At 59.1% G+C, this 26,386-nt stretch carries 19 protein-coding genes; 11 read left to right on the top strand and 8 right to left on the bottom strand.

Translation table 11 applies throughout. From position 1 onward, the window contains the following. Positions 1–40: 40 nt before the first annotated feature. Entirely contained in the window at positions 41–1,225 is a 1,185-nt protein-coding gene (locus ACQ4OE_RS12195) for a thiolase family protein (protein ID WP_430946771.1), read from the top strand. Positions 1,226–1,360: 135 nt separating this feature from the next. On the opposite strand, the gene ACQ4OE_RS12200 is transcribed toward ACQ4OE_RS12195, so the two are convergent. Next, the gene (locus ACQ4OE_RS12200; protein ID WP_122592093.1) at positions 1,361–1,555 is read right to left on the bottom strand and encodes a DUF6316 family protein; all 195 of its coding nucleotides are present in this window, start codon (positions 1,553–1,555) and stop codon (positions 1,361–1,363) included. Between the two features lie 210 nt (positions 1,556–1,765). On the opposite strand from ACQ4OE_RS12200, the gene ACQ4OE_RS12205 reads away from it, so the two are divergent. Further along, complete coding sequence (locus ACQ4OE_RS12205) at positions 1,766–2,725, top strand: DMT family transporter (protein ID WP_430946772.1); 960 nt, start codon at positions 1,766–1,768, stop codon at positions 2,723–2,725. A gap of 123 nt (positions 2,726–2,848) precedes the next feature. Here the strand turns inward: ACQ4OE_RS12205 and ACQ4OE_RS12210 are convergent, their stop codons facing one another. Then, on the bottom strand, positions 2,849–4,243 hold the full coding sequence (locus tag ACQ4OE_RS12210; protein ID WP_430946773.1) for a class II fumarate hydratase: 1,395 nt from the start codon (positions 4,241–4,243) through the stop codon (positions 2,849–2,851). 193 nt (positions 4,244–4,436) lie between these two features. On the opposite strand from ACQ4OE_RS12210, the gene ACQ4OE_RS12215 reads away from it, so the two are divergent. The 5 genes from ACQ4OE_RS12215 (at position 4,437) to ACQ4OE_RS12235 (ending at position 8,762) form a co-directional block, all read left to right on the top strand. Beyond that, on the top strand, positions 4,437–4,958 hold the full coding sequence (locus tag ACQ4OE_RS12215) for a DUF2059 domain-containing protein (RefSeq protein WP_034155305.1): 522 nt from the start codon (positions 4,437–4,439) through the stop codon (positions 4,956–4,958). A gap of 12 nt (positions 4,959–4,970) precedes the next feature. Beyond that, positions 4,971–5,270 carry a BolA family protein gene (locus ACQ4OE_RS12220; RefSeq protein WP_430946774.1) on the top strand — a complete coding sequence of 100 codons (300 nt, stop codon included), beginning with the start codon at positions 4,971–4,973 and terminating at the stop codon, positions 5,268–5,270. A gap of 102 nt (positions 5,271–5,372) precedes the next feature. Next, positions 5,373–6,314 carry a rhodanese-related sulfurtransferase gene (locus tag ACQ4OE_RS12225; RefSeq protein ID WP_053122483.1) on the top strand — a complete coding sequence of 314 codons (942 nt, stop codon included), beginning with the start codon at positions 5,373–5,375 and terminating at the stop codon, positions 6,312–6,314. Positions 6,315–6,349: 35 nt separating this feature from the next. Continuing rightward, positions 6,350–6,952: a DsbA family protein gene (locus tag ACQ4OE_RS12230; protein WP_430946824.1), complete on the top strand. Its 603-nt coding sequence runs from the start codon at positions 6,350–6,352 to the stop codon at positions 6,950–6,952. After that, positions 6,945–8,762: an ABC transporter ATP-binding protein gene (locus ACQ4OE_RS12235; protein WP_430946775.1), complete on the top strand. Its 1,818-nt coding sequence runs from the start codon at positions 6,945–6,947 to the stop codon at positions 8,760–8,762. Before ACQ4OE_RS12230 ends, ACQ4OE_RS12235 begins: the two co-directional genes overlap by 8 nt. A 12-nt stretch (positions 8,763–8,774) precedes the next feature. Here ACQ4OE_RS12235 and ACQ4OE_RS12240 read toward each other — a convergent pair whose 3' ends face one another. Continuing rightward, entirely contained in the window at positions 8,775–13,343 is a 4,569-nt protein-coding gene (locus tag ACQ4OE_RS12240) for a deaminase domain-containing protein (protein WP_430946776.1), read from the bottom strand. 226 nt (positions 13,344–13,569) lie between these two features. Here ACQ4OE_RS12240 and ACQ4OE_RS12245 point away from each other — a divergent pair, with 226 nt between their 5' ends. Together ACQ4OE_RS12245 and ACQ4OE_RS12250 are read left to right on the top strand one after the other, a co-directional pair. Further along, complete coding sequence (locus ACQ4OE_RS12245; protein ID WP_430946777.1) at positions 13,570–16,029, top strand: EAL domain-containing protein; 2,460 nt, start codon at positions 13,570–13,572, stop codon at positions 16,027–16,029. Between the two features lie 79 nt (positions 16,030–16,108). Then, the gene (locus ACQ4OE_RS12250) at positions 16,109–16,870 is read left to right on the top strand and encodes a TenA family transcriptional regulator (RefSeq protein ID WP_430946778.1); all 762 of its coding nucleotides are present in this window, start codon (positions 16,109–16,111) and stop codon (positions 16,868–16,870) included. A 134-nt stretch (positions 16,871–17,004) separates the two neighbouring features. Here ACQ4OE_RS12250 and ACQ4OE_RS12255 read toward each other — a convergent pair whose 3' ends face one another. The 5 genes from ACQ4OE_RS12255 to ACQ4OE_RS12275 all read right to left on the bottom strand — a co-directional run bounded on the left by ACQ4OE_RS12255 (position 17,005) and on the right by ACQ4OE_RS12275 (position 21,873). After that, positions 17,005–17,931 (bottom strand): GGDEF domain-containing protein, encoded by a 927-nt coding sequence (locus ACQ4OE_RS12255; RefSeq protein ID WP_122592077.1) that lies wholly within the window; start codon positions 17,929–17,931, stop codon positions 17,005–17,007. A gap of 361 nt (positions 17,932–18,292) precedes the next feature. Then, complete coding sequence (locus tag ACQ4OE_RS12260; protein ID WP_025113079.1) at positions 18,293–19,033, bottom strand: YciK family oxidoreductase; 741 nt, start codon at positions 19,031–19,033, stop codon at positions 18,293–18,295. Positions 19,034–19,107: 74 nt separating this feature from the next. Further along, complete coding sequence (mupP, locus tag ACQ4OE_RS12265) at positions 19,108–19,779, bottom strand: N-acetylmuramic acid 6-phosphate phosphatase MupP (RefSeq protein ID WP_016986964.1); 672 nt, start codon at positions 19,777–19,779, stop codon at positions 19,108–19,110. Between the two features lie 4 nt (positions 19,780–19,783). Beyond that, on the bottom strand, positions 19,784–20,482 hold the full coding sequence (ubiG, locus tag ACQ4OE_RS12270) for a bifunctional 2-polyprenyl-6-hydroxyphenol methylase/3-demethylubiquinol 3-O-methyltransferase UbiG (protein ID WP_007908399.1): 699 nt from the start codon (positions 20,480–20,482) through the stop codon (positions 19,784–19,786). Positions 20,483–20,538: 56 nt separating this feature from the next. Then, positions 20,539–21,873, bottom strand: a complete 1,335-nt coding sequence (locus ACQ4OE_RS12275; RefSeq protein ID WP_430946779.1) for a TRZ/ATZ family hydrolase — start codon at positions 21,871–21,873, stop codon at positions 20,539–20,541. A 108-nt stretch (positions 21,874–21,981) separates the two neighbouring features. On the opposite strand from ACQ4OE_RS12275, the gene mtnA reads away from it, so the two are divergent. Together mtnA and gyrA are read left to right on the top strand one after the other, a co-directional pair. Continuing rightward, complete coding sequence (gene mtnA, locus ACQ4OE_RS12280; RefSeq protein ID WP_053122467.1) at positions 21,982–23,058, top strand: S-methyl-5-thioribose-1-phosphate isomerase; 1,077 nt, start codon at positions 21,982–21,984, stop codon at positions 23,056–23,058. 423 nt (positions 23,059–23,481) lie between these two features. Beyond that, positions 23,482–26,256 carry a DNA gyrase subunit A gene (gene gyrA, locus ACQ4OE_RS12285; RefSeq protein ID WP_430946780.1) on the top strand — a complete coding sequence of 925 codons (2,775 nt, stop codon included), beginning with the start codon at positions 23,482–23,484 and terminating at the stop codon, positions 26,254–26,256. Positions 26,257–26,386 lie beyond the last annotated feature (130 nt).

Genomic DNA, 26,386 nt, shown 5'->3' on the forward strand with positions numbered 1-26,386 from the left:
CTCGGTCCACTCTCAACCGACAACAACAATGAGGTATCCCATGCGTGAAGTGGTGATCGTCGACAGCGTGCGGACTGGCCTGGCCAAATCCTTTCGCGGCAAGTTCAACCAGACCCGCCCCGATGACATGGCGGCTCATTGCGTCAACGCGCTGCTGACGCGCAACGACATCGACCCGGCCAGCGTCGAGGATTGCATCGTCGGCGCCGGCTCCAACGAAGGCGCGCAGGGCTACAACATCGGCCGCAACGTCGCGGTGCTCTCGCGTCTGGGCACCGGCACGGCGGGCATGACCCTCAACCGTTTCTGCTCCTCGGGCTTGCAGGCGATTGCGATTGCTGCTAACCAGATCGCTTCCGGTTGCAGCGACATCATCGTCGCCGGCGGTGTCGAGTCGATCAGCCTGACGATGAAAAGCGTCAACACCGATCACCTGATCAACCCGTTGCTCAAACAGCAGACGCCGGGCATCTATTACACGATGGGCCAGACCGCCGAAGTGGTCGCGCGGCGTTATGGCGTCAGCCGTGAAGTGCAGGATCGCTATGCGCTGCAGAGCCAGATTCGCACTGCGCAGGCCCAAGCCGCCGGGCTGTTCGACGATGAAATCGTACCGATGGCGGTCAAGTATCGCGTTGAGGACAAGAACACTGGCGAGGTGCAGATCCTCGACGGCGTGGTCGATCGCGATGACTGCAACCGTCCGGACACTACTTATGAAAGCCTCGCTGGACTGAAACCGGTGTTTGCTGAAGACGGTTCGGTGACGGCGGGCAACTCGTCGCAGTTGTCTGACGGCGCGTCGATGACCCTGGTGATGAGTCTGGAAAAGGCCCTGCAATTGGGGCTCAAGCCGAAGGCGTTTTTCCGTGGCTTTACCGTGGCCGGTTGCGAGCCGGACGAAATGGGCATCGGCCCGGTGTTCTCGGTGCCGAAACTGCTCAAGGCCAAAGGTCTGCAGGTGGCGGACATCGATTTGTGGGAATTGAACGAGGCGTTTGCTTCGCAATGCCTGTACAGCCGTGATCGGCTGGAGATCGATAACGACAAGTACAACGTCAACGGTGGCTCGATTTCCATTGGTCACCCGTTCGGCATGACCGGGTCGCGGCAGGTTGGGCATTTGGTGCGGGAGTTGCAGCGGCGCAGTGTGCGTTACGGGATTGTGACCATGTGTGTTGGCGGCGGGATGGGGGCGACGGGGTTGTTTGAGGCGGTGCGCTAATCGCTGAGTTATTGGTTGTCTGATTGACCGCTTTCGCGAGCAGGCTCGCTCCCACATGGGTTCAGGGTGCGCATATTTTCCATGTTCACCCAAATCCTGTGGGAGCGAGCCTGCTCGCGAAGGCATCGACCGGATTTACCGGTTGGAATCCAGAAGCTGCATCCGCGCGATATAAGCTTTTATCTCCAGCTCAGCCTTCTCAGGACTTTCGAAAGGCCCCTCAAGGGTATTTTCCCGAGTACTGAAATACAGTTCGCCATTGACCCGGCACACCCGGTCGCTGCGAAAGTGCATTTCGGGAGCGCTGTCCTGGGCGCGCATTCCTAACATGATCGGTCTCCTTGGCTGAAGCGCTGGAAGGGATCCAATGAGCTTATGCCTGAAGCACTTGGCGCGCCCGCCCAGCCGATCAACGGCAGCGCGTCAATTAACTGCTGCGACCTGCACAGTTTCATTCGCGTCCTGACCGCAACTGTCCCTGTGTCGACCCGGGTGGCAAGCCTAGAATGGGCGCACTTGTCAGCAGGCTTTGGGGTTTCCATGCACATTTCATCCGGTCGCTGGGTCTACGGCTTGTTCCTGGCGCTGCTGACCGCGTTTCTCTGGGGCATCCTGCCGATCAAACTCAAACAGGTCTTGCTGGTGATGGACCCGGTCACGGTGACCTGGTTTCGCTTGATGGTCTCCGGCAGTTGCCTGTTCATTTATCTGGCCGCGGTCAAGCGCCTCCCCAGTCGCAAAGTGCTTGGGCCGAAGGGCGGCTGGCTGGTGCTGATGGCGGTACTCGGTCTGGTCGGTAATTACGTGCTGTACCTGATGGGCCTCAACCTGCTCAGCCCCGGCACCGCGCAACTGGTGGTGCAGATGGGGCCGATCATGTTGCTGATCGCCAGCCTGTTTGTGTTCAAGGAGCATTTCAGCATCGGTCAGGGCATCGGATTGTTGGTGCTGTTGCTCGGTTTTGTGCTGTTCTTCAATCAGCGCCTGGCTGAACTGCTCACCTCGCTATCGGATTACACCGCCGGCGTATTGTTGGTGCTGTTGGCGTCGACGGTCTGGACCTTTTATGCGCTCGGCCAGAAGCAATTGCTGACGGTGTGGAATTCGTTGCAGGTGATGATGGTGATCTATCTGTTCTGCGCGTTGTTGCTGACACCGTGGGTGCATCCCCTCGAAGCACTGGAACTGAGTCCGCTGCAGGGCTGGTTGTTGCTGGCGTGCTGCATGAACACCTTGATTGCGTACGGTGCGTTTGCCGAGGCGCTGGCGCATTGGGAGGCGTCGCGGGTCAGTGCGACCTTGGCGATTACGCCGCTGGTGACGTTTGGTGCGGTGGCGATTGCCGCCGGGATCTGGCCGGAATATGTGCATGCCGAACAGATCAATGCGCTGGGTTATGGCGGGGCGGTGCTGGTGGTGCTGGGGTCGGCGCTGGTGGCGTTGGGGCCGTCGTTGATTGCCGGGTTGAAGGCGCGGCGGATGAAGATGGCGGCCAGTTGAACCGCGCCGCTGCCATTCGCGAGCAGGCTCGCTCCCACAATTGACCGGATTCTCATGAGAGGAATGCAATCGAATGTGGGAGCGAGCCTGCTCGCGAAGACGGACTTTCAGGCGCCAAAAATCTCAGCCCTTGGCACCCGCCTCAATCATGTTCTCCGGCCGCACCCACGCATCAAACTCTTCATCGGTCAGATACCCCAACGCCAGCGCTGCCTCACGCAAGGTCAGCCCTTCGCTGTACGCCTTCTTGGCAATCTCCGCCGACTTGTCATAGCCGATATGCGGGTTCAACGCGGTCACCAGCATCAGTCCACGTTCCAGATGTCGGGCCATGACTTCGGCATCCGGCTCCAGCCCGGCGATGCAGTGCTGCTGGAAGTTGCTGCAGCCATCGCCGAGCAGGCGGATCGATTGCAGCAGGTTGTGGATGATCACCGGTTTGTACACGTTCAACTGCAGGTGCCCCTGACTCGCGGCGATACCGATCGTCACGTCGTTGCCCAGTACCTGGCAGGCGAGCATGGAAAGAGCTTCGCACTGGGTCGGATTGACCTTGCCGGGCATGATCGAGCTGCCCGGTTCATTGGCCGGCAGTTTGACTTCGGCAAAACCTGCACGCGGGCCTGAGCCGAGCAGGCGCAGGTCGTTGGCGATTTTCATCAGTGCCACGGCGAGGGTTTTCAGTGCACCGGAGAGGCTGGTCAGCGGTTCGTGGCCGGCGAGGGCGGCAAACTTGTTCGGCGCAGTGACAAAGGGCAGGCCGGACAGCGCCGCCAGTTCTGCAGCAATCGCTTCGCCAAAACCGTGTGGCGAATTCAAACCGGTGCCGACTGCGGTGCCACCCTGGGCCAGTTCACACACTGCCGGCAGCGCCGCGCGGATCGCCCGTTCGGCGTAATCCAGTTGCGCTATAAACCCCGACAGCTCCTGCCCGAAGGTAATCGGCGTCGCATCCATCATGTGCGTGCGCCCGGTTTTCACCAGTTTCATATGGCGCGCCGCCAGTTCGGCAAGGCCGCCGGACAACTCGGCAATCGCCGGCAGCAGTTGTTCCTGCACGGCGCGTGCGGTGGCGATGCTCATGGCAGTAGGGAAGCAGTCGTTGGAGCTTTGCGAGCGGTTAACGTGATCGTTCGGATGCACCGGCGTCTTGCCGCCGCGCGGGTTGCCGGCCAGTTCGTTGGCTCGACCGGCGATCACTTCGTTGACGTTCATGTTGCTCTGGGTGCCGCTGCCGGTCTGCCAAACGACGAGCGGAAACTGGTCGTCGTGCTGGCCGTCGAGCACTTCGTCGGCGGATTGTTCGATCAGGCGGGCGATGTCGGCGGGCAGGTCGCCGTTGCGGTCGTTAACCCGGGCGGCGGCTTTCTTGATCAGGGCCAGGGCGTGCAGTACCGGCAGCGGCATGCGTTCCTGACCAATGGCGAAGTTGATCAGCGAGCGTTGCGTCTGAGCACCCCAGTAGGCGTCGTCCGGGACTTCGATCTGGCCCAGGCTGTCGGTTTCGATACGGCTCATCGTGCACACTCCTGTTGGTCTGTTTGCGCAGTTTAGGCCGGCATCGGCCGTGGTGGTTCCCTCGAACCGATTGTTGACCGGTAAAACCCGGCCAATCAAGCGCGGCAAGGCTTGGGGGTTGAGCCGCGGCGTTTTTTAGGCGCAGAATGGTCGCCCTTGGGGTTTGACCTCGCTTTGCTTAAAAGGAAACTCGATGACTCGTCTTCGTGCCATCTGTACCGCGGTTGCACTGGTTTGCGCCAGCGGCCAGGTGCTTGCCGATACCGCCAGCCACAACGCCAGTGCCGAAGCTTTCCTGACGCTGGCTCACGCTGACAAACTCGGCACTCCGGTGTACATGCAAGTACAGCAAATGTTCGCTCAGCGTTTTGAGCAGACCAAAGCCCCGGAAGCCAAGAAAGCCGTTCTGGAAACCTACCAGGCCAAGGCCAACGCCGCGCTGGATCAGGCCATTGGCTGGAACAAGCTGAAGCCGGACATGGTCAAGCTCTACACCAGCAACTTCAGCGAATCCGAGCTGAAAGACCTGGTCGCGTTCTACCAGTCGCCACTGGGCAAGAAAGTCCTGGAAAAAATGCCGCAGCTGACCCAGCAATCGGCCCAGATGACCCAGGCCAAACTGGAAAGCGCCGTGCCAGTCGTCAACAAGCTGCTCGACGACATGACCAAAGAGCTGGACCCGAAAGGCGCTGCTGCGCCGGCCAAGAAGAAGTAAGCGGAGTTCGTGATGACCATGCAACAACGCATCGAATCGACGCTGGCTTTGCTTCAGCCTGAGCACCTGCAAGTGCTGGACGAAAGCCACATGCACAGTCGTGGGTTGCAGACCCACTACAAGGCTGTGGTGGTGAGCGCGCAGTTCGACGGCCTGAACCGGGTCAAGCGCCACCAGAAAGTCTACGGCACGCTCGGCGAGCTGATGGGCGAGTTCCATGCGTTGGCGCTGCACACGTACACCCCGCAGGAATGGGCAGAGATCGACGCCGCCCCGGCGTCGCCGACCTGTGCTGGCGGCAGCAAGCATTAAGCTTCGGTTTTTTGCTAGAATCCGCAACGCGCCGCTTACCCGGCGCGTTTTTTTTTGAATCCGGTTCACCCTTTGCGAGGGTAGCCACCTGGAGAAATACCCATGACACAACCGATTGTCGTGGCGGCACTGTATAAGTTCGTCACCCTCGAAGATTACGTCAACCTGCGCGAGCCCCTGCTGCAAGCGATGGTCGACAACCAGATCAAAGGCACCCTGCTGATCGCCGAAGAAGGCATCAACGGCACGGTGTCCGGCACCCGCGAAGGCATCGACGGCCTGCTCGCCTGGCTCAAGAACGACCCACGCATGATCGACATCGATCACAAAGAGTCGTACTGCGACGAGCAGCCGTTCTATCGCACCAAAGTCAAACTGAAGAAAGAGATCGTCACCCTCGGTGTTGAAGGCGTCGACCCGAACAAAAAGGTCGGCACCTACGTTGATCCGCAAGACTGGAACGCGTTGATCAGCGACCCCGAAGTGCTGTTGATCGATACGCGCAACGATTACGAAGTGTCGATTGGCACCTTCGAAGGCGCCATCGATCCGAAAACCACCAGTTTTCGCGAATTCCCTGATTACATCAAAGAACACTTCAACCCGGCCGTGCACAAGAAAGTCGCGATGTTCTGCACCGGTGGCATTCGCTGCGAGAAAGCCTCGAGCTACATGCTCAGCGAGGGCTACGAAGAGGTTTACCACCTCAAGGGTGGCATTCTGAAGTACCTCGAAGAGGTGCCGCAGGAAGAAACCAAGTGGCAGGGCGACTGCTTTGTGTTCGACAACCGCGTGACTGTGCGTCACGACCTCAGCGAAGGCGACTACGATCAATGTCATGCCTGCCGCACACCGGTCAGTGTTGAAGATCGCGCTTCCGAGCATTACGTCGCCGGCATCAGCTGCCCGCACTGCTGGGACAAACTGAGCGAGAAGACCCGCCGCAGCGCCATCGATCGGCAGAAGCAGATCGAACTGGCCAAGGCGCGCAACCAGCCGCACCCGATCGGCTACAACTATAAGCAAGCATCCACCGAGGCTTAATCATGTCTGCGCGCCTGCTCTATGTGATGGATCCGATGTGTTCGTGGTGCTGGGGTTTTGCTCCGGTGGCCAAGGCCTTGGTCGAGCAGGCGCAAGCAGCCGGAGTCGAGCTGCATCTGGTGGTCGGCGGTTTGCGCACCGGCAGCGGCTCGGCGCTGGAGCCGACCACGCGGCGCTACATTCTTGAGCATTGGCAAGCGGTCACCGATGCAACTGGCCAGCCGTTCAAGTTCGACGGCGCGTTGCCCGACGGATTCGTCTATGACACGGAGCCGGCCTGCCGGGCGATCGTCACCGCGCGCAGCCTGGCGCCGGATTGCGCGTGGACATTGTTGGGCCTGATCCAGCAGGCGTTCTACGCCGAAGGCCGCGACGTTACTCAGGCCAGCGTGCTGGTCGAGTTGGCGGAGAAGGCCGGCGTGCCGCGCATCGAATTCGCGGCGTTGTTCGACCGTGCCGATCAGCACGAAGCCACGCTGGCAGATTTCAATTGGGTGCAGGATCTCGGCATCGCCGGTTTCCCGACCCTGCTCGCCGAACGCAATGGCCAACTGGCGCTGCTGACCAACGGCTATCAACCGCTCAGCGAACTGTCGCCGCTCCTTGGCCGATGGCTGGAGCGTGCCGCCTGTGTCTGATCTGGCCGATGACACGCCAGCCGTAAAGCGTGTCGACCGGCTGAGCTGGGCAGAAGTCCGGCGTCTGGCACTCACTCACAAAAAATCCCTATGGATCGCCAACGGCGTCGCTGTGCTGGCGACGCTGTGCAGCGTGCCGATCCCGTTGCTCTTGCCGTTGCTGGTTGATGAAGTCCTGCTCGGCCACGGCGATGCGGCATTGAAAGTCATGAACCATGTGCTGCCCACCCTGTGGCAGCAGGCGGCGGGCTATATCGGCCTGATGCTGGTCGTCACCCTGACTCTGCGATGCGGCTCATTGTGCTTTGGCGTATTGCAGTCGCGGCTGTTCGCGCGGCTGGCCAAGGACATCGTCTATCGCATTCGCGTGCGTTTGATCGAGCGCCTCAAGCGCATTTCTCTCGGCGAATACGAAAGCCTCGGCAGCGGCACCGTGACCACCCATCTGGTCACCGATCTGGACACCCTCGACAAATTTGTCGGCGAAACCCTCAGCCGTTTTCTGGTGGCGATGCTGACCCTGGTCGGCACCGCGAGCATCCTCATGTGGATGCACTGGAAACTGGCGCTGTTGATTCTGCTGTTCAACCCGCTGGTGATTTACGCCACGGTGCAGTTGGGCAAACGTGTCAAACATCTGAAGAAACTCGAGAACGACAGCACCTCGCGCTTCACCCAGGCGTTGAGCGAAACCCTCGATGCGATTCAGGAAATTCGTGCCGGCAACCGTCAGGGTTTCTTCCTCGGAAGGCTGGGCCTGCGTGCGCAGGAAGTGCGCAACTACGCGGTCAACTCGCAGTGGAAAACCGACGCCTCCAACCGCGCCAGTGGTTTGCTCTTCCAGTTCGGCATCGATATTTTCCGTGCGGCGGCGATGCTCACCGTGCTGTTCTCCGACCTGTCGATCGGCCAGATGCTCGCGGTGTTCAGTTACCTGTGGTTCATGATCGGCCCGGTCGAACAACTGCTCAATCTGCAATACGCCTACTACGCGGCGGGCGGTGCGCTGTCGCGGATCAACGAGTTGCTGGCGCGCGCCGATGAGCCGCAGTATGCCGGCGGCGTCGATCCGTTCAAGGGCCGCGAGACCGTGGGTATCCAGGTGCAGGGTTTGAGCTTCGGCTACGGCGATGAACTGGTGCTGGATCAGCTCGATCTGTCGATTGCCCCCGGTGAAAAAGTCGCGATTGTCGGCGCCAGTGGCGGCGGTAAAAGTACCCTCGTGCAATTGCTGCTCGGGCTCTATACACCGCTGGCCGGCTCCATTCGTTTCGGCGGTTCGACCCAGCAGGAAATCGGTCTTGAGACCGTGCGGGAAAACGTCGCGGTGGTGCTGCAACACCCGGCGCTGTTCAACGACACCGTGCGCGCCAACCTGACCATGGGCCGTACGCGCGCGGATGAAGCCTGCTGGCAGGCGTTGGAAATTGCCCAGTTGGAGGCAACGATTCGCGCACTGCCGGACGGTCTCGACAGCATCGTCGGTCGCTCCGGTGTGCGCCTGTCCGGCGGTCAGCGCCAGCGCCTGGCGATTGCGCGGATGATCCTCGCTGAACCGAAAGTCGTCATCCTCGACGAAGCCACCTCGGCCCTCGACGCCGCCACCGAGTACAACCTGCATCAGGCCATGGCGCGCTTCCTCAATGGCCGCACCACGCTGATCATTGCCCACCGCCTGTCAGCCGTGAAGCAAGCCGATCGCGTGCTGGTCTTCGACGGCGGACAAGTGGCCGAGGATGGCGACCATCAGCAACTGATTGCTGATGGCGGGTTGTACGCCAAGTTGTACGGGCATTTGCAGCAGCACTGACCGAGGCGTCGGTTACTTCCAGACCACGTTCAATGCCTCCGGGCCGCCATCATGGCCGAATTGTTTCATCACGACCGAACAGGAATCGCACGGCGCCATGGTCGTGGCGATGGTGATGGAGTCGAGTTTTTTCGGGTCAGGGTATTGGGTGCGGATGAAGCGGATCAGCTTGCTTTCGGTGTCCAGCGAGGTCGGTCGCGACGTGAGCGCGGGTGTGTAGGTTTCTATGTTGTCGATGGTATGTGGAATCGCCCGAATCTTGCCGGAGTCTGAGACGCTCAACGCTGTCGCCGAGAATTTTTCAGCGTGGTCAATGTTGATATAGGTCGTGTCATCGACAATCGCCTTGCCCCCTGGGTGGCGGGCAAACAATGGCAACTTGCCGGTGTTGTTCTGAATGCCGGAAACACTGACGTAGACTTCGGTCAGGTCGCCGATTTTGATCTCGGCGAAGGCGATGTTGCGAATGTGACCTGAGCTCTCTCCGGGCTTGAACGTGAGGTTGCTCAGGCGTTGCATGGCCTCGTCGATTCTCAAGGCTTGGCTTGAGGCGGCGCTGACCGTAACGATCTCCTTCTCGAACAGCGCGTTGAAGTACTTTTTGGTGATCTGGCGAAGAGGTTCCGAGGCCGCGCGGGTTGCCGTCCAGGTCGAGGCACCATCGGTGGAACTACGGACGATCTGGCGTGTGGAGTGGTCGAAGAGCACCGCTTCTCCGGGGCTGGTGTCCACTTTGATGAGTTTCAGCGTGCCGGGGGGATTCGCATGACCTCCAATGGGAATGGCAATTTCTTCCATGGTTTTCATCGCGCGCTCCACCGCCGTAGTGCCATAGATCCTCGCCATGTTGTTGGCATTGAGCGAACCGGTATACACCGTCATCAATTCGTCCCGCAGTGCCTTGGGCAATTTCGAGGCGGGTTTGAAATTCAGGGCGCCGGTCAGGCTCTGGCTCTTCGTCAGTTCAGCCACGTAAAAATCCCCGGGGCTTAGACGGGTAAACACATAGTGCGTGCCGCCATCGATGGACTCGATGATGACCGCACCTTGCTGAAAGGTGTGTCTCTCGCCTCCTTGGAGAACATCGACAGTGGCCCGGGCATAAATGCCTTTGCGAAAGTCGAGGCTGCCGGCCAGTTCGGCATGATTGCGCAGGGTGCCGGCTTTCAGAGCGGCGGCTCCACTTGCCGGGCTGTAGATCGCATCACCAAACCACGGCGCCCAACCTTTTGTTTCATCAAACGTGCCCTTGGCCGGAACGGGAGCAGGGTCTCTGGCCACATAGTTTGTCTGGCAGGTGTCGCCCGGTGCACGCCTGGTCCGGCACGGAAGTGTCTTGGCGCGGCTGCTGGTGTCGATTTTGTCGAAGCGTCGCAGCTCTCCGGCGTCGAGCTGATAAGGCACATCGTCGAGATACAAAGTTGTTCGCCCGTCGACTGCCAGCACTTCACGCACGGCAGTGCCTTCAGGCAATTCGACGATGGTGTACTGATCGGTATTGTCGAGTGGTCGATAAGTTGAACGTCCCGGCGTGAAACTCTCTGCTGTGCGAGACAGTCGTGGCCCGTAAGGCAAGGCGCTGACGGGGTCGACGAGGCGATAATCGACAATGTCGGTCTTCGAGATTTTGCGCACCAGGACGTCATCGACGCCATCGAGCGATGCCAGATCATCGGTCTTGGTGAGCGATCTATATGTGCCGACGTTTGCGATCTGGGGCAAACCCTTCGCCACGTTGTAGCTGCCCATCCGTCCCGTCACATGATGGAAGCCGGTGAACGCTTTTTTAATTGAATACTTGATGCCTTTGTACAGTGCAGTCGTGCCGAGCTTTAGCAGCGATGCCGCGTCGAATATCGGGGTGATGTTTTTTCCGGTAGCGAAGAGCAGTTTTCTGGCCAGCGTGCCATACAGGGGAAGTGCGGCTTTAATCCCTCTTGCCATTAGCGTGGCGCGTACCACGCCACCAATGAACTTGCCGATAGGGAAGGCAAATGAGGCAATGTCGATGATCAAACCAAATATGCCCATTACCACGACTCGCGGATCACTGGACTTGAGGTCTTCCAGGCTTCCAATAAAGGGCAATATATATTTGAAAATGCCCGCGCCGCGTCGCTCTTTCTCTTTTTGCTCAAACTCTGTTTCATTGTGGGCGGCCGCATACAACTGTTCTTCATCGTGATAGAAGAATTTTTTGGCGATGAAGGTGGCAACTTCCGTGGCACGATCCGTGGCAATTTGCAGCGGGTATCCAGTCGGGGTTTCTGGCAAAAATGCTTCACCCAACTGTTCGACAATGACGAAGCACGATGCGTTTTTCTTCGGGATTTCCCCGTTTTCAAATGCGTCCCAGTGGAACGGAAGGGTTTTGCCCCGCACAAATTCAAGTTCCAGAATTCCCAAGGAACCGACGCGGAATTTCTGTATTCCTTTTCCGTCGTCGATTATGTCTGCCGACAGGTCGTCGCGTTTGCGAATAAGGCCGACCCGGGGCAGGCACTCGTACCACATGTCCAGATGGTTATGGGTTAAACGCAAGAGAAAACCCATGCGCAACAACAAAGGGGGATCTGACCTCGGTTGAGTTGATTCTTCGCGATGGCCGCGCAACGTGTAGATCCGGGTCGTGCCGTACTCCATTGCATGCAGCGCATCATGGGGCAGGGTGCAAAACAGGCTTTCAAGTAATACTTGATAAGCTTTTTTTGTCGAATTCAGATAGGCGTCGAACGCAGTTTTGAACAAGGGTTCGAGTTTTCTTAGGGAGAACGGCATTGGCATGGTTTGCTTGCCGATAATATGGACTTTTCCCCCAATACCTACCTCAAGTCGGCGACCGGTTTGAGTTTCTCCGTCCGGTTTCAAAATCGACCACTGATGTTCTTCCAGAAGGTCGGCCATGTAGACATCGCGAAATCGACGGGCGGCGCCTTTGAAGGCAGGCACCTGCCTGAATCCGGGAATACCGTTATCAGAACCGTGATATGGGAGAACGAGAAACGTATCAGGGTCAGACGCGATAGAGCCCAATGCACGAACCACTTCCTTGTTGGCAATGTTCACGCGCAGCGGTGGCGCAACTTCCATTTGCTCGATGGCGTCTCTCATCGCTTTGGTGTGTTTATCCAGAGCATTCAGTGCACGTTGCTGCTCGTCTGTAGAGAACGGAATGCCGGAAGCGTCGCGCAGCACGCCCGTCGCAACAGCCCAGTCGAGTGCGGGAGAAATTCGGCACCAGGTACTGAACTCTTCGTCGAGTTCGCTGGCGTTTTGGGCCTTCTCCAGCGGGTAGCTGAGCAGTTGCTGAAAACTCATGTACGCCGCGCTCTCCGGTTCCATGAGTTCGGCCAGGTTAAGGCCGTGCTGGAAATTCACCCACACCAAAGAGCGTTTGTAGGGCAGGTCGTGAGGAATGTCGATGCGGTGGAAGTCACTCGGAAACTTGTGCAGGTACAGGCGGGCGAGCAGGATGGCTTCTCGTTCGGATTGCGCTTTTTTGCTTGTCAGCAGATGCCGTTCGAAGTCATGCCAGATCGCTTGGTAACTTTTTCCATAGTTCTCGGGTTGTTGCCAGGCGTAACCGGCAATCCGGGATGAGTCAGTTTCATCGGGTGCGCCACACCACAAGCGTATAGCTCTGGAGAGCAGCTTCATGCTCACCACGGGAGAGGCCTGTTCTTGCGTACCGGCGCCAAACCAACTCAGCTTTTCCAGTAGCGCAGCGGTGATGAGCTGCGCTTCGTCCGATCGCAGCATTTTCTCCAGATAGTAAGTCGGACGTTGCCGAACCTGTTCGGTGGTCGGCGTTTCACCGCTTTTTGCCAGCAAGTAATCGATGGCCGAGGTTTTGCTGTTCGGCAGTGCCAGTCGGATCGTGTCGACGATTTCCGCGTCCGTTACCTGTCGTAAGAAGTCCGCCATCGTCATCGCAGCTTCGGGTTTCGCGCGCTTGATTTGACCGAGCGTTTTGCGGTCATGGGCCGTGGCCCGGCGCAGAAGAGTGTCGATCTCGACGCCGCCTTCCAGTTGCAACGACTGGGTGGCACGCTTTTCCTCAAAGTGGCGGATGGCGGCCTGATGCGCTTCGCTGTCCGCGCAGTCCCAAGGGGCCATGCCGTAAAACATGGCCATATTACCGACGGTAACTTTGCCGTCCGCCCTTAACTGCCCGTGAAGCTGTCGCGCGACGGTTGTGATTCGGTCAGTTCGAGACTTCCAGACTGCGTCCTGCAGCAGGGGCAGATTGATCCTGTCGTTACCAACGCGTCGTTTTATCGTAAACGTCGTGCCCGCCTCGACAATCGACACGGACAAGCTGTCTTCCAGTAGCTGCAGCTCTTCGCACTCGGCCTTGTAATCAGGGTCTTCGAGCAGTGCGCTGAAAGCTCTTTTCCCTTCCTGGCAGATCAGGTCCATGGGCGAGTTCGTGGTGGGGACCACCGTACTGTTCGCTGGTGCCGACGACACGGGGCGCAGGGTACGCAAGGCGCTGAGCAGTAAGTCGTAGTCGGCCAGCAGGGGCGCGTGGGGAACCTCGGCCGTTGCGGCGGTGGTTCCAGTTGATTCAGGTGCAAGCATGGGTTCACTCCTTGAACGGTTATCAGAAAGACCGCCTACCTCAAACGAAGGGTCGGGCAGTCCTGCGCAGTAAACCGTCCAGGCAAACACCGGGGGTGGTACATATATATGTCGATCAGTTAAAACGGCGAACAACCGCGCCTTGCCTTGATGGGCAACCCCACCTAGTCTCGTCATAGCGATTTCGTCCGGAAGACGAGCGGGCAGTGCTCATGCAAGGAATCACATGAAGCAAAAGCGGACTCTGGGAACACCACGGTTGTTGGGCATCGTCTGGCCTTTCATCGCGGTGGTGTTGTTTCAAGCCCTGCTGGGGGGCGTGAGCCTCTACGTGCTATCGGCCGTTCGCGGTTACGTTGCGGGTGAAAGTCTCTGGTCCAAAGGCCAGAAAGACGCCATCTATTACCTCAATCTGTATGCCGACAGCCGAGACGAGGCGATTTTCCTCAAGTACAAAGAGGCGATTGCCGTGCCTCAGGGCGGCCATCAGTTGCGCCTGGCCCTGGACCGCCAGCCGCCCGACCTTGCCTCCGCCCGCGAGGGCATTCTCAAGGGTGGCAACCACCCCGACGACGTCTCCAGCCTGATCTGGCTGTATCTCAATTTTCGCCACTTCAGTTATCTGGAAACCGCCATCGACCGCTGGACGCTGGGCGATGCCTATCTGGTCGAACTCGACACCGTGGCGCAGGAGATGCACGCACGGATTGACAGTAACGTGGCGACAGAGGCCGATATTCGTCATTGGAAGTCCCGGATCTTCGCCATCAATGATGGTGTAACGCCCGCCGCCAAAGCCTTCAGCGATGCCTTGGGCGAAGGCTCGCGAATGATCCTACGCTGGTTGCTGTTCACCAATCTGGCGACAGCGCTGGGTCTGATCGTGCTGGCGCTGTGGCGCACGCACAAGCTGCTCAAACAGCGCCACGCCTTTGCCGAGGCGTTGCAGCTGGAGAAAGACCGCGCGCACGTGACCCTGCAATCGATTGGCGATGGCGTGATCACCACTGACGTGACTGGCGCGATCGACTACATGAACCCGGCCGCCGAGGCCATGACCCACTGGAAGGCCGAGCAGGCTGCGAGCCTGCCGCTGTCGGCGCTGTTCAACTTGCTCGATGACAATGCGCAGGCCGAGGGGCTGACGCTGATCGAGCATATTCTCAGTGGCCAGCTCAGTGGTGGCAGCGAGCATTCGAAATTGATCCAGCGCCTTGACGGCAGCACCCTTTCGGTGACGCTGGTCGGTGCGCCGATCCGCAATGCCGGCAAAGTCAGCGGCACGGTGTTGGTGTTGCATGACATGACCCAGGAGCGGCAGTACATCGCCAATCTGTCTTGGCAGGCGACCCATGACGCGTTGACCGGGCTGGCCAACCGTCGCGAGTTTGAATATCGCCTGGAGCAGGCGCTGCACAATCTCACTCGGCAGGCGGGCCGGCATGCGCTGATGTTCCTCGATCTCGACCAGTTCAAACTGGTCAATGACACCTGCGGCCATGCGGCGGGCGATGAGTTGTTGCGGCACATTTGTACCTTGCTGCAATCCGGTTTGCGCGAGGGCGATACCCTGGCGCGACTGGGTGGCGACGAGTTCGGCATCCTGTTGGAAAACTGCGCGCCGGAAGCCTCAGAGAAAATCGCTGAAAGCCTGCGTCAGACCGTGCAGAACCTGCACTTTGTCTGGAAAGGTCGGCCATTTCTTACCACGGTGAGCATTGGCCTGGTGCACATCGCGCAAACCCCGACGACCCTCGAAGCTTCGCTACGCGCCGCCGACATGGCCTGCTACATGGCCAAGGAGAAAGGGCGCAACCGCGTGCAGGTGTATCACGCCGATGATTCCGAACTGTCCCTGCGCTTCGGCGAGATGGCCTGGGTGCAGCGCTTGCATATGGCCCTCGAAGAAAACCGTTTTTGCCTGTATGCCCAGGAAATCGCCCCGCTCAAACCGGGCAGCAGCAAGGGCGGTCACATTGAAATTCTGCTGCGCCTGCACGATGAAGCCGGGCGCATGATTTTGCCTGACAGCTTTATTCCCGCCGCCGAACGTTATGGTTTGATGAATCAGTTGGATCGTTGGGTAGTGCAAAACGTATTTAAGGTTGTTGCTCAATGTATTGCTCAGGAACATGAAGGTCCATTAGCAATGTGTGCGATTAATCTGTCAGGAATTACTATAGGAGATGACGCGTTTTTGCACTTTCTGCGAGAGCAGTTTGTGAACTACTCAATACCGCCTGAAATGATTTGTTTTGAAATTACCGAAACCAGTGCCATTGCCAATTTAGGCAGTGCAATAAGATTTATTAATGAACTCAAGGACTTGGGTTGCTACTTTTCGTTAGATGACTTTTGCGCCGGAATGTCTTCATTCGCCTATCTGAAACATTTACCTGTAGACTTCCTGAAGATCGACGGGAGTTTCGTAAAGGATATGCTGGACGACCCGATTAACCGCGCAATGGTCGAAGTGATCAATCACATCGGGCATGTCATGGGTAAGCAGACAATTGCCGAGTTTGTTGAAACAACTCAGATCGAGCAGGCATTGCTTGAAATTGGCGTGGATTACGCTCAGGGTTATGTCATAGAGCGTCCGCAATTGTTTACCTGCGACAGTTTGCAAAGTCGGCCCGCCAGACCGCAGCCGCTGTTATTCAAAGCGCCTGGCACGTTCCGTTGAAGTCTCTTGCCGATCCTTACAATCACAAATCAAAAGGAGCCGAACAGTGATCGACACATTCAACCGAACCGGACCGCTCATGGAAGCTGCAAGTTATCCTGGCTGGGCACAACAGCTGATCCAGGACTGCAGCGAGAGCAAGCGCCGGGTTGTCGAACATGAACTTTACTTGCGCATGCGTGATAACAAGCTCAGCGCCAAAACCATGCGTCAGTACCTGATCGGGGGCTGGCCGGTAGTTGAGCAGTTCGCGTTGTACATGGCGCAGAACCTGACCAAAACCAAGTTTGCCCGTCATCCGGGCGAAGACATGGCGCGGCGTTGGCTGATGCGTAATATCCGCGTCGAACTCAATCATGCCGATTACTGGGTGCATTGGAGTCGCGCGCATGGTGTAAGCCTGGAAGACCTTCAAGCGCAGCAAGTGCCACCGGAACTGCATGCGTTGAGTCACTGGTGTTGGCACACCAGTTCGGCCGATGCGCTGATCGTGGCCATCGCCGCGACCAACTACGCCATCGAGGGCGCGACCGGGGAGTGGTCAGCCGTGGTCTGCTCAACCGGCGTATATGCTGCAGCGTTCCCGGAGGAGGATCGCAAGCGTGCAATGAAGTGGTTGAAAATGCATGCCCAGTACGACGACGCTCATCCGTGGGAAGCGCTGGAAATCATCTGCACACTGGCCGGGATGAACCCGAGCAAGGCGCTGCAGGCTGAATTGCGTCAGGCCATTTGCAAGAGTTACGACTACATGTACCTGTTCCTCGAGCGCTGCATGCAGCTTGAGACGTCGGAACGCTTGTTGGTGAGCCGAGAGCGCAGGGCTGTGGTCGAGAGCTGATTCTCGGCTTCACGCAAACGAATGTGGGAGCGAGCCTGATCGCGAAAGCGGTCTGCCAGTCAACTCAGGGTTGATGGTCAGATCGCATTCGCGAGCAAGCTCGCTCCCACACTGTTTAGGCTGGTTTGAAAGGCTTAGCCCGCCATCGCCAACCGATTCCGGCCTTCACGCTTGGCCACATACAACGCGCTGTCGGCGCGGCGCAGCAAGCTGTCGGCCGATTCCCCCGGCAGTAATGTCGAGCAACCGAGGCTCACAGTCAGCTCGATCAATTGTCCATCGGCATAGTATTCAGTCGCCTGTGCCGCATAGCGCAGACGTTCACCGACCATCGCCGCCGAATCCCGGCTGGTGTTGGACAGCAGAATCAAAAACTCTTCCCCGCCGTAACGGAACACCATGTCGACATTACGCAATTGCGCCTTGATGGTGGCGGCAATCGCTTTGAGCACGTCGTCACCGGCGCTGTGTCCGTGGCTGTCATTGACCCGTTTGAAATGGTCGATGTCGAGCATCAGCAGCGATAACGGCTGCTGATGGCGGCGGGACATGTCTATCTCGCGCTGCAGGGTTTGCTCCATGGCAATGCGATTGCCCGCGCCGGTCAGCGGATCGCGCAAAGCACTCTGCGTGGCCTCGCGATATAGCAGCGCATTGCGCATCGGATAGAGCAGGGATGAAAGCAGCGATTCGAGGTTGCCTTGTTCCTTGTCGCTGAAGCGCTGATTGCGCCGGAACACCAACTCGCCCATGTGATCGCCATCGTGGCTCAGGCTGTAGCTGATCGAGTGGTGACCGCGGGTGCCGAACTCCAGGCGCAGGTCGCTGCCCTTGTGCACATAGCTCAAGGCGTCCAGCGGCACCAGACGCTGAACTTCGCGGAAAAACAGACCGAGGATGCGTTGTGGCTCAAGGCTGGTTTGCAGTTGCAGGCTCATTTGCTGACGCAGTTGCGCGAGACTGGCCGGTCGCTCCAGCAGAGGAGGCACCTGACCAAAGCCCAGGCGTTGCAATTTGGCACTGTCAAAGTCAATTGCATTGGTCTGGGAGGGTGATTTCATATGGCGTGAACCCTTAGCGGTAAGTCTGTCTTACAGGCTGGGTGAGAGCGGCTATGGGCTGCGCGTCATACTGATCCATCAGTCCCGTAGGACGTTTGGCGTAAGTCTAGTCTGCCGAATGACGATTAGTAAGCTATCGAAATCGGCCTGGCCCCATTGCCTTCACACGGCATGTTTAGAGAAGAATTAGAGCGAAAGTCGTGCCATTCGGTTCGGATTTATTTAAACCGTTTGGAATCAATGGTTTGTGTTGCAGATGGGGAGGATGGCGCTGGAAATTTGACTGAATTGTGACGCTCGTGGGCGGCAAATACATGCCGCGACAGGAATCTGCCGCGGCAACAAAAGCGACGTATGGCAGTTATTGCGCGTTGAATGCCTGGCCGTTGATGCCGGTGCTGTCCGGACCCATCAGATACAGGTAGACCGGCATGATCTCTTCGGGCGTCGGGTTGTTCAGCGGGTTTTCCCCTGGGTAAGCCTGCGCACGCATGCTGGTGCGCGTGCCACCCGGGTTGATGCTGTTGGAGCGCACGGGCGCCACGCCATCGACTTCATCGGCCAGGGTTTGCATCAGGCCTTCGGTGGCAAACTTCGACACCCCATAAGCGCCCCAGTAAGCACGGCCCTTGCGCCCGACGCTGCTGGAGGTGAACACCACCGAAGCGTCCTGCGACAGCTTGAGCAGCGGCAGCAGGGTGCTGGTCAGCATGAACATGGCGTTGACGTTGACCTGCATGACGCGCATGAAGTTTTCCCCGGACAACTGCTCGATTGGCGTACGCGGGCCAATGATCGAGGCGTTGTGCAGCAGGCCGTCGAGATGGCCGAACTCGGTTTCGATCATCGCGGCCAACTCATCGTATTGATGAGGCAGGGCGGTTTCCAGATTGAACGGAATCACTGCCGGTTGCGGATGCCCGGCGGCTTCGATCTCGTCGTACACCTGCGTCAGGTTGGCTTCGGTCTTGCCCAGCAGCAACACCGTGGCACCATGGGCGGCGTAGGTTTTTGCGGCTGCCGCGCCGATGCCACGACCGGCACCGGTGACCAGAATGACCCGATCCTTGAGCAATTCGGGACGTGCGGAGTAATCAAACATAAAAACCTCATCAAGAGTCAGATCGTTCCCACGCTCGGCGTGGGAATGCAGCCAATGACGCTCTGCGTCAGGCCTCAGCAGCTACACAGGGCGCTATCGAGCACCTTGCGCAACTCCGACGGATGATCCACCACCACGTCCGCGCCCCAATGCCGTGGGTTGTCGTCCGGGTGGATGTAGCCAAACGTCACCGCCGCGGTTTTCGTACCGGCATCGCGGCCCGATTCGATATCGCGCAGATCATCACCGACAAACAGCACCGTCGCCGGATCCAGATCAAGCATCTTGCACGCGAGGATCAACGGCTCCGGGTCTGGCTTGCTGTTCTTCACGTGATCCGGGCAGATCAACAGCGCCGAACGCTCGGCCAGCCCCAGTTGCTGCATGATCGGCTCGGCGAAGCGCAGCGGCTTGTTGGTCACCACGCCCCAGATCAAATTGGCCTTCTCGATGTCGGCGAGCAGTTCGCCCATGCCGTCGAACAACTTGCTGTGCACCGCGCAGCCGACCAGATAGCGCTCAAGGAACTCCAGACGCAGCTCTTCGAAGCCCGGCGATTCCGGGTCCATCGAAAATGTCACCGCGACCATGGCTTTGGCGCCACCGGAAATCTCGTCGCGAATGTGCTTGTCGTTGATCGGCGGCAAACCGCGGTCGGCGCGCATTGCCTGGCAGATGGCGATGAAGTCCGGCGCCGTGTCGAGCAGGGTGCCGTCCATGTCGAAAAGAACTGCTCTGATGGCCATCGGCTTATTCCTCGCGCAGGGTCTGGATCATGTAGTTGACGTCAACGTCGTTGGCCAGCTTGTAGTGCTTGGTCAGCGGGTTGTAGGTCAGGCCGATGATGTCCTTGACGGTCAGGCCAGCCATGCGGCTCCACGCGCCCAGCTCGGATGGACGGATGAATTTCTTGAAGTCGTGGGTGCCGCGCGGCAGCAACTTCATGATGTATTCGGCGCCGATGATCGCGAACAGGTAAGCCTTTGGATTGCGGTTGATGGTCGAGAAGAACACCTGGCCGCCCGGCTTGACCATGCGGAAGCAGGCGCGGATTACCGACGACGGGTCAGGCACGTGCTCAAGCATCTCAAGGCACGTGACCACGTCGAACTGCTCGGGCATTTCTTCGGCCAGGGCTTCGGCGGTGATCTGGCGGTATTCGACGCTGACACCGGATTCCAGCTGATGCAGTTGCGCGACCGCCAGCGGCGCTTCGCCCATGTCGATGCCCATTACTGTTGCGCCACGTTGCGCCATCGCTTCGCTGAGGATGCCGCCGCCGCAACCGACGTCGAGGACTTTCTTGCCGGCCAGATTGACCCGCTCGTCAATCCAGTTGACCCGCAGCGGGTTGATGTCGTGCAGCGGTTTGAATTCGCTTTCACGGTCCCACCAGCGATGGGCCAGGGCTTCGAATTTGGCGATTTCAGCGTGGTCGACGTTGCTCATGTTAAATCCTCTAAAACTTGAAAAAGGCTGTAGCCCCGGCGTGTGTTCCGGGGTTTTTACGATTCTCTGTGGCCGCTGATGCGCTGGCCCCAGGCCCGGGCAGTAGCGCCAAGCTGTTCTTCGTCCAGTCGCGTCAGTTGGCGGTCGTCGAGCAGTTGTTTGCCGGCGACCCACAGGTGTTTCACGCAATCGCGACCGGTGGCATAGATAAGCTGCGAAACCGGGTCATACACCGGTTGCTGGGCCAGGCCGGACAGGTCGAAAGCGACGATGTCGGCGGCTTTGCCGATTTCCAGCGAGCCGACCTGCGCTTCGATGCCCAGTGCCCGCGCGCCATTCAGTGTGGCCATGCGCAGCGCACGATGGGCGTCCAGCGCGGTGGCTGAACCGGCGACCGCTTTGGCCAGCAGCGCGGCAGTCCGGGTTTCGCCGAGCAGATCCAGATCGTTGTTGCTCGCCGCGCCATCGGTGCCCACGGCCACGTTGACGCCAGCCTGCCACAAACGCTCGACCGGGCAGAAGCCGCTGGCCAGTTTGAGGTTGGATTCCGGGCAGTGGATCACGCTGGTGTTGCTTTCTACCAGCAACGCCAGGTCGTCATCGCTGATCTGGGTCATGTGCACGGCCTGGAAGCGCGGGCCGAGCAGGCCGAGACGGCCGAGGCGAGCGAGCGGGCGTTCGCCGCGTTGCTCCAGTGATTGCTGGACTTCGAATGCGGTTTCATGGACGTGCATGTGGATCGAGGCGTCGAGCTCCTCGGCAATCACGCGGATTTTTTCCAGATTCTCGTCGCCGACGGTGTACGGTGCATGGGGGCCGAAAGTGATCTTGATCCGTTCGTGATGCTTCAGATCACCGAACAGCTCGACGCCCTGACGAATCGCCTCGTCGGCGCTGCTGGCGCCCGGGATCGGGAAATCGAGGATCGGAATGGCGATCTGCGCGCGAATGCCGCTGTTGTGCACGCGTTCGCTGGCGACTTTCGGAAAGAAGTACATGTCCGAGAAGCAGGTGATGCCGCCCTTGATCTGCTCGGCGATGGCCAGATCGGTGCCGTCACGGACGAAATCTTCGTCGACCCATTTAGCCTCGGCCGGCCAGATGTGGTTTTCCAGCCAGGTCATCAGCGGCAGATCATCGGCCAGACCGCGGAACAGCGTCATCGCCGCGTGGCCGTGGGCATTGATCAGGCCGGGGGCGAGCAGCACGTCCGGCAATTCGCGGACTTCGGTGGCGTTACACTTCAATGCTTCGGCGCGCGGGCCGATAAACACGATGCGACCGTCGCGGATGCCCAGGCCGTGCTCTTTGAGCACAACGCCTGCAGGTTCGACGGGTACCAGCCAGGTCGGCAGCAATAATAAGTCGAGCGCAATGGCAGGTTTCGGCATCGAGGGTCGGTTCCAGTGCTTTTGTAAAGGATGGCGAAGTATACCCGAGCGTCTTCGCGGGGGGATCGCTATAATCGGCGGCTTTTGTTCATGAGTGCGGGGTGAGGGATGCGCGATCGACTGTTGGCTGCGGAGAAAGTGAAGGCCATCGATTGGCGAGATGGCGCGCTCCACCTGCTGGATCAGCGTATTTTGCCGTTCGAGGAAACCTGGATTGCCTACACCAGCGCCGCCGGCGTCGCTGAGGCGATTCGCTCGATGGTGGTGCGCGGCGCGCCGGCCATCGGCATCAGTGCGGCCTATGGCATCGTACTCGCGGCGCGGGCGCGGATTGCCGAAGGTGGCGATTGGTATGCGGCGCTGGAAGAGGATTTCGCCTTGCTGGCGGATTCTCGTCCGACTGCGGTAAATCTGTTCTGGGCGCTGGGTCGCATGCACGATCGTCTGGATCGCTTGAAAGAAAACGCCGACCCGCTGGCGGCGCTCGAAGCCGAAGCCATCGCCATTCATGAAAGCGACCGCGAAGCCAACCTGACCATGGCTCAGCTCGGCGTCGATCTGATCCGCAAGCACCAAGGCAATGCTCAGGCGATTCTGACTCACTGCAATACCGGCGCACTGGCCACCGGTGGCTTCGGTACGGCGTTGGGCGTCATTCGCGCAGCCTTTATTGAAGGCATGGTCGAGCGCGTTTACGCCGACGAAACCCGTCCATGGCTGCAGGGTTCGCGCCTGACCGCGTGGGAGCTGGCCAACGAAGGTATTCCGGTCACTCTGAATGCCGACTCTGCCGCCGCGCACATCATGAAAACCAAAGGCGTGACCTGGGTGATCGTCGGCGCCGACCGCATTACGGCCAACGGCGACGTGGCGAACAAGATCGGCACCTATCAACTGGCGGTGAATGCCATGCACCACGGCGTGCGTTTCATGGTGGTGGCGCCGAGTTCGACCATCGACATGAACCTGGCGAGCGGCGACGACATTCCGATTGAAGAGCGTGACGGCGCTGAGCTGCTGGAAGTTGGCGGCAAGCGTGTCGGTGCTGACGTTGAAGCCTTCAACCCAGTGTTCGACGTGACCCCGGCGGACCTGATCGACGCGATCGTCACTGAAAAGGGCATCGTCGAGCGCCCGGATACCGCGAAAATGGCTCAGTTGATGTGCCGCAAGCGCCTGCACTAACAGGCTTGAATGCTGCGTCGACCGTTTCGCGAGCAAGCTCGCTCCCACAGGTTTTGTAATCGCCACAGAACTTTGTGGGAGCGAGCTTGCTCGCGAAGGGGCCCAAAAAGTCAATAAACATCCCCAAACCGAGCCACAATTCTGCATTCAACGAAGCTCTGAGCCTCTCTCGTCCCCGTTAAGCCTGTCACCGGTCAACTAACTATGCTCCATGCGCATCTGGGGGATAGGTGCGTGGCGGCCTTTGTGATAACATCCGGCGTTTTCCGAGGCAGCTCCACGGAGCTGTCTTTACTGCGCAAATCCGCGATCCAGTGTTGATTTGTCGTAAGTCGGCGCATGGCACTCGGCCGGCCCCGACGAGCTTCGTTGCTCCCACATGGATATGACGAAGTTTCACCAGAAAAAGGAATCAGGCTTCTCATGGGCGAACTGGCCAAAGAAATCCTCCCGGTCAATATCGAAGACGAGCTGAAACAGTCCTATCTCGACTACGCGATGAGCGTAATCGTTGGCCGTGCACTGCCGGATGCGCGCGATGGCCTCAAGCCCGTGCACCGTCGCGTACTGTTCGCGATGAGCGAGCTGGGCAACGACTTCAACAAGCCGTACAAGAAATCTGCCCGTGTTGTCGGCGACGTGATCGGTAAGTATCACCCGCACGGTGACACTGCCGTGTACGACACCATCGTTCGTATGGCTCAGCCTTTCTCCCTGCGCTACCTGCTGGTAGACGGCCAGGGCAACTTCGGTTCGGTCGACGGCGACAACGCTGCGGCCATGCGATACACCGAAGTGCGCATGACCAAGCTGGCGCACGAGCTGCTGGCTGACCTGCACAAAGAAACCGTGGACTGGGTGCCGAACTACGACGGCACCGAAATGATCCCGGCGGTCATGCCGACCCGTATTCCCAACCTGCTGGTCAACGGCTCCAGCGGTATCGCCGTGGGCATGGCGACCAACATTCCGCCGCACAACCTCGGTGAAGTCATCGATGGTTGCCTGGCGCTCATCGACAACCCTGAGCTGACCGTCGATGAATTGATGCAGTACATCCCTGGTCCGGACTTCCCGACCGCCGCGATCATCAACGGTCGCGCCGGTATCATCGAAGCCTACCGCACCGGTCGCGGGCGCATTTACATGCGCGCCCGCTCGATCATTGAAGACATCGACAAAGTCGGTGGCCGTCAGCAGATCGTCATCACCGAACTGCCGTACCAGCTGAACAAGGCGCGTCTGATCGAGAAGATCGCCGAGCTGGTTAAAGAGAAGAAGCTGGAAGGCATCACCGAACTGCGCGACGAGTCCGACAAGGACGGTATGCGCGTCGTGATCGAGCTGCGTCGCGGCGAAGTACCTGAGGTAATCCTCAACAACCTCTACGCCCAGACCCAGCTGCAATCGGTATTCGGCATCAACATCGTTGCGCTGATCGACGGCCGCCCACGCATCCTGAATCTCAAGGATCTGCTGGAAGCTTTCGTTCGCCACCGTCGCGAAGTGGTTACCCGCCGTACTGTGTTCGAACTGCGCAAGGCGCGCGAGCGTGGTCACATTCTCGAAGGCCAGGCCGTTGCCCTGTCGAACATCGACCCGGTGATCGCCCTGATCAAGGCTTCGCCGACGCCGTCGGAAGCAAAAGAAGCGCTGGTCAGCACGCCGTGGGAATCCTCGGCCGTGGTAGCGATGGTTGAACGTGCCGGCGCCGATTCGTGCCGTCCGGAAAACCTTGATCCGCAATACGGTCTGCGCGAAGGCAAGTACTTCCTGTCGCCAGAACAGGCGCAAGCCATTCTGGAACTGCGTCTGCACCGTCTGACCGGTCTGGAACACGAAAAACTGCTGGCCGAGTATCAAGAGATCCTCAACCAGATCGGCGAGCTGATCCGCATCCTCAACAGCGCCGTGCGCCTGATGGAAGTGATCCGCGAAGAGCTGGAAGTGATCCGTGCCGAATACGGCGATCAGCGCCGCACCGAAATTCTCGATGCCCGTCTCGACCTGACCCTGGGTGACATGATCCCGGAAGAAGAGCGCGTCGTGACCATTTCCCACGGTGGCTACGCCAAGACCCAGCCATTGGCTGCGTACCAGGCTCAGCGTCGTGGCGGTAAAGGCAAATCGGCGACCGGCGTCAAGGATGAGGACTACATCGCTCACCTGCTGGTTGCCAATAGCCACACCACGCTGCTGCTGTTCTCCAGCAAAGGCAAGGTGTACTGGCTCAAGACCTACGAGATTCCGGAAGCGTCCCGCGCCGCCCGTGGTCGTCCGCTGGTCAACCTTCTGCCGTTGAGCGAAGGCGAATACATCACCACCATGCTGCCGGTCGATCTCGAAGCCATGAAGCGTCAGGCTGAAGAAGAAGAGGCTGAAGGCGTCGAGGTTGATGTAGAAGAAATCGAAAACAGCAACGAGACCGACGAAGAGCGTCGTGCCCGTATCAAAGCTGCTGACCGCAAGAAAGCCCCGTTCATCTTCATGTCGACCGCCAACGGTACTGTGAAGAAGACTCCACTGGTGGCCTTCAGCCGTCAGCGCAGCGTCGGCCTGATCGCGCTGGAGCTGGACGAAGGCGACATCCTGATCTCCGCTGCTGTCACCGACGGCGAGCAGGAAATCATGCTGTTCTCCGACGGCGGCAAGGTAACGCGCTTCAAGGAATCCGAAGTTCGCGCCATGGGCCGTACCGCCCGCGGTGTGCGTGGCATGCGTCTGCCAGAAGGGCAGAAGCTGATCTCCATGCTGATTCCGGAAGAAGGCAGCGAAATCCTCACCGCCTCCGAGCGCGGCTACGGCAAGCGCACGGCGATCACCGAGTTCCCTGAATACAAGCGTGGCGGTCAGGGCGTAATCGCCATGGTCAGCAACGAGCGTAACGGCCGTCTGGTCGGCGCGGTTCAGGTGCAGGACGGTGAAGAAATCATGCTGATCTCCGATCAGGGCACACTGGTGCGTACCCGCGTCGACGAAGTGTCGAGCCTGGGTCGTAACACTCAAGGTGTGACGCTGATCAAGCTGGCCAAGGATGAAACCCTGGTCGGGCTGGAGCGGGTTCAGGAACCTTCGGAAGTCGAAGGTGAAGAGCTTGAGGGTGAAGAGGGCGAGGAATTCGAGGGCAGCGTCGTGATCGACGATGCTGGCGAAGACCAGCAACTCGACGCCGCAGCTGACGAAGAACCGCAGGAATAAGCGGGCAACCAAGGGGGCGGATGAGAATTCGCCCCCTTGTTATTTGTCCTGTTTGAAAATTTGCGACACTGCACGGGATCGTTCCCACGCTCTGCGTGGGAATGCCGCTCGGGACGCTCCGCGTCCCATG

The organism is Pseudomonas sp. WC2 (genome assembly GCF_050586545.1).
In the GTDB taxonomy this organism is placed as follows: Bacteria; Pseudomonadota; Gammaproteobacteria; order Pseudomonadales; family Pseudomonadaceae; genus Aquipseudomonas.

Bases quoted from the DNA above. Each gene is read 5' to 3' on its own strand.
- ACQ4OE_RS12195 (WP_430946771.1), top strand. From the start codon at position 41: ATGCGTGAAGTGGTGATCGTCGACAGCGTGCGGACTGGCCTGGCCAAA.
- ACQ4OE_RS12200 (WP_122592093.1), bottom strand. From the start codon at position 1,555: ATGTTAGGAATGCGCGCCCAGGACAGCGCTCCCGAAATGCACTTTCGC.
- ACQ4OE_RS12215 (WP_034155305.1), top strand. From the start codon at position 4,437: ATGACTCGTCTTCGTGCCATCTGTACCGCGGTTGCACTGGTTTGCGCC.
- ACQ4OE_RS12250 (WP_430946778.1), top strand. From the start codon at position 16,109: ATGGAAGCTGCAAGTTATCCTGGCTGGGCACAACAGCTGATCCAGGAC.
- mtnA (WP_053122467.1), top strand. From the start codon at position 21,982: ATGCGCGATCGACTGTTGGCTGCGGAGAAAGTGAAGGCCATCGATTGG.
- gyrA (WP_430946780.1), top strand. From the start codon at position 23,482: ATGGGCGAACTGGCCAAAGAAATCCTCCCGGTCAATATCGAAGACGAG.
- ACQ4OE_RS12230 (WP_430946824.1), top strand. From the start codon at position 6,350: ATGTGTTCGTGGTGCTGGGGTTTTGCTCCGGTGGCCAAGGCCTTGGTC.
- ACQ4OE_RS12245 (WP_430946777.1), top strand. From the start codon at position 13,570: ATGAAGCAAAAGCGGACTCTGGGAACACCACGGTTGTTGGGCATCGTC.
- mupP (WP_016986964.1), bottom strand. From the start codon at position 19,779: ATGGCCATCAGAGCAGTTCTTTTCGACATGGACGGCACCCTGCTCGAC.
- ACQ4OE_RS12225 (WP_053122483.1), top strand. From the start codon at position 5,373: ATGACACAACCGATTGTCGTGGCGGCACTGTATAAGTTCGTCACCCTC.
- ACQ4OE_RS12205 (WP_430946772.1), top strand. From the start codon at position 1,766: ATGCACATTTCATCCGGTCGCTGGGTCTACGGCTTGTTCCTGGCGCTG.
- ACQ4OE_RS12220 (WP_430946774.1), top strand. From the start codon at position 4,971: ATGACCATGCAACAACGCATCGAATCGACGCTGGCTTTGCTTCAGCCT.
- ACQ4OE_RS12260 (WP_025113079.1), bottom strand. From the start codon at position 19,033: ATGTTTGATTACTCCGCACGTCCCGAATTGCTCAAGGATCGGGTCATT.
- ACQ4OE_RS12255 (WP_122592077.1), bottom strand. From the start codon at position 17,931: ATGAAATCACCCTCCCAGACCAATGCAATTGACTTTGACAGTGCCAAA.
- ACQ4OE_RS12275 (WP_430946779.1), bottom strand. From the start codon at position 21,873: ATGCCGAAACCTGCCATTGCGCTCGACTTATTATTGCTGCCGACCTGG.
- ubiG (WP_007908399.1), bottom strand. From the start codon at position 20,482: ATGAGCAACGTCGACCACGCTGAAATCGCCAAATTCGAAGCCCTGGCC.
- ACQ4OE_RS12210 (WP_430946773.1), bottom strand. From the start codon at position 4,243: ATGAGCCGTATCGAAACCGACAGCCTGGGCCAGATCGAAGTCCCGGAC.
- ACQ4OE_RS12240 (WP_430946776.1), bottom strand. From the start codon at position 13,343: ATGCTTGCACCTGAATCAACTGGAACCACCGCCGCAACGGCCGAGGTT.